This window comes from Luteibacter sp. P4_E6 (assembly GCF_056401535.1).
In genome coordinates this window covers 1-4,718 of sequence record NZ_JBFUJE010000310.1, presented here as the reverse complement: position 1 = coordinate 4,718, position 4,718 = coordinate 1, and the positions used below count along the sequence as shown (strand labels likewise).

Annotated in this window: 3 protein-coding genes; 2 read left to right on the top strand and 1 reads right to left on the bottom strand. The window is 58.7% G+C overall.

Annotated features, from left to right (window positions below; translation table 11 throughout):
• Window positions 1–204: 204 nt before the first annotated feature.
• Together AC1DT2_RS16135 and AC1DT2_RS16130 are read left to right on the top strand one after the other, a co-directional pair.
• Complete coding sequence (locus AC1DT2_RS16135) at window positions 205–1,359, top strand: thiolase family protein (RefSeq protein ID WP_477297426.1); 1,155 nt, start codon at window positions 205–207, stop codon at window positions 1,357–1,359.
• A 1,276-nt stretch (window positions 1,360–2,635) separates the two neighbouring features.
• Complete coding sequence (locus AC1DT2_RS16130) at window positions 2,636–3,571, top strand: alpha/beta fold hydrolase (protein ID WP_477297424.1); 936 nt, start codon at window positions 2,636–2,638, stop codon at window positions 3,569–3,571.
• Between the two features lie 615 nt (window positions 3,572–4,186).
• On the opposite strand, the gene AC1DT2_RS16125 is transcribed toward AC1DT2_RS16130, so the two are convergent.
• A partial coding sequence (locus tag AC1DT2_RS16125; protein WP_477297423.1) for a c-type cytochrome occupies window positions 4,187–4,718 on the bottom strand: 532 nt, incomplete at its 5' end.

Genomic DNA, 4,718 nt, shown 5'->3' with positions numbered 1-4,718 from the left:
TTTCATCATTGCGCCCCGCGTGACGATGGCCATCCTGGCGCGTAATGGAACCGTCAACCGCCCGCCGGATCCGCAACCTCCGCCGAGGTTCCCACAGGCGCCGGATAATCCGCTGCAGCCGCGCATGGATCCGTCGCCACTTGTGCTGCGAAAGCTCGAAGCGACCAGTATGATGGCGGTAATACCTTTTTTTCGGAGAAGCCCATGCGTACCCCCGTCATTGCTGGCTATGTTCGTACTCCTTTTGCTTTTGCCCGCAAAGGTGCACTGGCAGGTTCCAGGCCTGACGATCTGGCAGCGGCAGCCCTGCGAGGCTTGGTTTACCGAACGGGCATCGACCCGGCACTTATCGAAGACGTACTCATGGGTTGCGCGTATCCGGAAGGCAGCCAGGGCGACAACRTCGCCCGCGTGGCCACGCTGCTAGCTGGGCTACCGATATCCGTCGCCGGTGYCACCATCAACCGTTTCTGCGGTTCTTCGATGTACGCCGCTCATACTGCGGCAGGACAGATCGCCATCGGCGCGGGCGACGCATTCGTCGCCGCTGGCGTCGAGAGCATGACGCAAGTGCCGCAAGGCGGCCTGAACTACTCGCCGAACCCCCGTTTTGCGGAGAGTCACGGCGACGGCCACGAGATAGATATCCGCGCTTATGTCACCATGGGCGAAACGGCAGAGAACGTGGCCGCTCGCTACCGCATCTCCCGCGAGGACCAGGAGGTCTTTTCCCTGCATTCGCAGCAGAAGGCCGCAGCCGCACAGCAGGAAGGCCGCCTTAAGGACGAGATCGTCCCCTTCACCCTGGTCGACGGCCAAACCATCGATGCGGATAGCTGCCTACGCCGCCAGACCAGTCTCGAAGGCCTCGCGGCGCTCAAGCCCGTTTTCGGCGGAACGGTCACCGCAGGCACCGCATCRCCACTGACCGATGGCGCGGCGGCGACGCTCGTGACATCTGAAGAGTTTGCGCTTAAGCACGGCGTCCCGATCCTGGCGCGCATCGTCTCCGTGGCGGTTGTTGGCGTCGATCCCGAATACATGGGCATCGGGCCGGTGCCGGCGACTCGGAAAGCGCTCGCGCGTGCCGGCCTTCGCATGGACCAGATTGACGTGATCGAACTCAACGAAGCCTTCGCATCCCAGTCACTCGCCTGCATCCGCGAGCTCGGTATCGACGCGAGCAGGGTCAACATCGATGGCGGCGCCATTGCAATCGGTCACCCGCTTGGCGCGACGGGCGCCCGCATCACCGGAAAGGCCGCTGCCATCCTTCGGCGCACGGGGGGCCGCTATGCCCTAGCCACCCAATGCATCGGTGGTGGCCAAGGCATCGCGACGGTACTGGCGCGATACTGATGAAGCGCGTCGCCGTTTGCGAGGATCCAGTGCGCAACAAAAGGTGACGTAATTTGCTACACCTTCGCGAGCGCAGAGCTTCACCCCATGGTCCCGGCCGGTTCGGATGGCTCACGCCACCTCGACTGACCATGATGTGTCGTTGATTAGCGGTCCAGGGATGGTTATGACGCCTCTGGACCGCCCCTTAGCCGGATAGAGCGATGGTCGCCTGCGGACTGTGATGCAAACAAGATCCGCTTGTGTCGGCGAGGCCGCCAATCTCGTAATACTCGCGCCCGATGGCCTAGGCACCACGCAGCGTCACTACAGTGATCGTGGCCAACGCGGCCAACGTGCCGTCGTCGCGGGTGCCTAGCGGAAAACTACATAAGTTGTCCGCTAGATCACGGTGCGTCCTGACGATTGTGCAGTTAAAGGTGTCGTGCTCTGACAGTCGCGGAGCAAGTGCCTGAGGTCGATGGGGCTAAATTAGTCTTGAATTGCGTGACTTATTCTCAAACTGGGTCTCAACGACCGATTTAATCGGTCACCGACAATGGTTTCGCGAGCTGATGGCTGAGTGGAGCAAAAAACAGGTATAGCTCTCATCCTCGCGCAAATATCCTTCTAACCCTTGAGCAGCATTCGGCGAGTTTTTGGCGTCCCGGTGTTTCCTGGCCCAAGGGAAATCGCGTCGATGACGGCTACACACTTGCTCGAGCCTGGACGCAAGCGGGTGCCGGGTTAAACCGCGCGGCAAAACACGGCGATTCGAGTGATCCAAATCCACGCTGTTCTTGCGTGAGGTTGGGACGCGAGGTTCGCCGACGAGCACCTTTAATCGATCGCAAAACCGTTGCGGCCTCTCCAAAAAAATATAAGTGAGTACCAAGTCGTCGCGGAAGCGTTGCAAAGAAGTGCTTCTTTTCTTTTTGGAAACGATCTTTCCGCTTCTATGCACCTGTACGCGGCACAGATACGTTGCCATGTAGGATATCGGTCGTTATATTAAGTTCATATTCCGATCGCCCTACTGCCAAATCCGTGAGATCCCATGCATCGTTGCACTGTTCGCTCTAGCGACTTCGATTGGGGTTCAAACTAGCGGCCGCAGCGCAACCGATAGCACCTCGAACGAACGGATAACGCGGGTCGAATACTCCGATTCTCGCGGGAAACCGGATGGATCATGGACGTCTAACGGCACGCCGTGGCATTGAAGTGCGATAAAAAGTAACGAGAAGGCCATTTCACGTGGCTAGCGCAGACTATCTAGCACGAACACGAGGCCGTAATGACAAAGTCGTTCATCAAGCTTGGAATACTGCTTTACCTCACCGGCGTGTCAGCGGCGGCGGCACCAAGTTCGCAGCTCGCAGTGGGCGAACACAATGCCAATGTAGGCGGCATCGTTATCCATTATGAGGTCGCGGGCCGCGGCCCCCTTCTGGTCGTCCAAGCACCAGGCTGGGGAATAGGCACGGCGTACCTAGCTCACGGCCTCGAGCCGCTTCAGAAGCATTTCACCGTTGTTACTTACGATCCACGAGGCACAGGCGGTTCGACCCCGGTTTCGCCGAACGACCATCTGACAAATGATGAACTCGTGGGTGATCTCGAGCAACTTCGCCGCTATTGGGGACTTTCAACGATGAAGCTGCTCGGCCATTCAAACGGCGGAGCAATATCCATCCTGTATGCGGAGAAGTATCCATACCGCGTCGAAAAACTCGTGCTGGTCGGTACTCAGCTGCTCGGTTATTCAGCGCCACGCGATGATATTGCGAAAGCCGAGGCGATCCGCCGCAAGGCATCTCCCGATTTCAACTGGTTGATTGCGCACATCGACGACCCCGAACCAACAGACGACAAGGAGTACACCAAATATTTCCTGCAACGAGTGGGGTTCTTCGTATACGATCCGCGTAAAAATGCGAAGACTATTGTCGGCCAATTGACCAACACAATGTCCGCGTCGGTTCACCAGGCCTTTGAAGAATCACCCCCCGTCGAACGATCTCCGCCGTTGTCGGATCTGAGCAAAATCACCGCCAGGACGTTGATTGTTGTTGGGCGGCAGGATCCGGTTTGCCCGTTTGCTGAGTCCGAATTGATCCATGGAAGCGTCCAAGGGTCGCGACTCGTCGCTATAGACCAAGCGGGCCACTTCCCGTGGGTCGAGCAACCCAGCGAGTTCTTCGATGCTGTAAATAGGTTTCTGCGAGAGTGACGAGTTTAGCCGCCGGGCATGCTCACTCCGCGTTGAGAGGGATACTTGTCCCTAGCATCTGACGAATTCGTTTCGACATCAGACCGCAGTCCGTGAATGGCACGTAGCGTTCGTCGGCCAGCCGCAATGACACCGTCAACTTCCATCAATGGTGGTGCGGCCTGTCGGCGCTGTTTCGAGAGTCGCGCACCGAAGGCATCGCTTACCTAGCAGGTGCTGGTGCGGTGCTTGCTACGATGGCGTCGATGCTGAAGCCAATGTAGACGGCGTCGGTCTGCCGGATTAGCTGTGCGGAGGCGAATGGTTTCGAGTCGTACGGCTGCGCTACATAGAGCACATGGGATGTCGCGCCATGTGTCTAGTCGTTTGTACCCAATAAATTGCGATCGCGATGCGCCGGATGAAACGCAGTGCAGACATGGAACACAGCGAGGAGGACAAGGCAGGTCTTGTGGTCAGCGTTCGATAAGTCACGACCGGACAGCAAGTGAAACCACTGACTCCACCACGCTTCTTGAACTCTTGTGGCTACCAAGTAACAGTGTCTCCTTCACCGTCGGCGTGATTGGGGAGGATCGGAAGCTGACGCGCTTAGGCCCCGGGATCGGACAACGGTCAAGGCTCAGTCACGGAAAAGTAAGACGCCGACGCTTCGATCTGCGCATCGTTCATTCTGGACGCGACTTCGGTCATCGATCCCGGCGTCGGCGGCGCAGCTCTGGCCCTTGCCTGGAATTCGCGAATCCGTGCGATGGAGAATGCCTTTGGCTGGCCAGCGATAGCAGGGAAGCGTGGTCCGTTACCTTGCCCGGAAGTGCCGTGGCAGCTGAAACAAGAAGGAACGCCATTCTCGCCCCCGCTTTCGGCGAGGCGCTTGCCGGCAGAAATTATATCCGCTGGAGGGGTCCCAAGTGCCTTCGCAAGCGGCGGGCGCTGTTCTGAAAAGTACGCTGCGAGCGCGCGCATATCGCCGTCCGACAGGCTTTTTGCCACCGGTTGCATGACGACGCTGGTGCGAGTCCCTTCCTTGAACATCGACAAGGCGTGCGCGAGGTAGTCTCGATTCATCCCGGCCAGCCGCGGTGCGCCCGCGGCTTCAGAGCCGGCGCCGCGATCGCCATGACAACCTGCGCATACGGCAATAGGA

What these genes read in the sequence shown, in the direction of transcription:
- AC1DT2_RS16130 (WP_477297424.1), top strand. Translation starts at nt 2,636, where the DNA reads ATGACAAAGTCGTTCATCAAGCTTGGAATACTGCTTTACCTCACCGGC.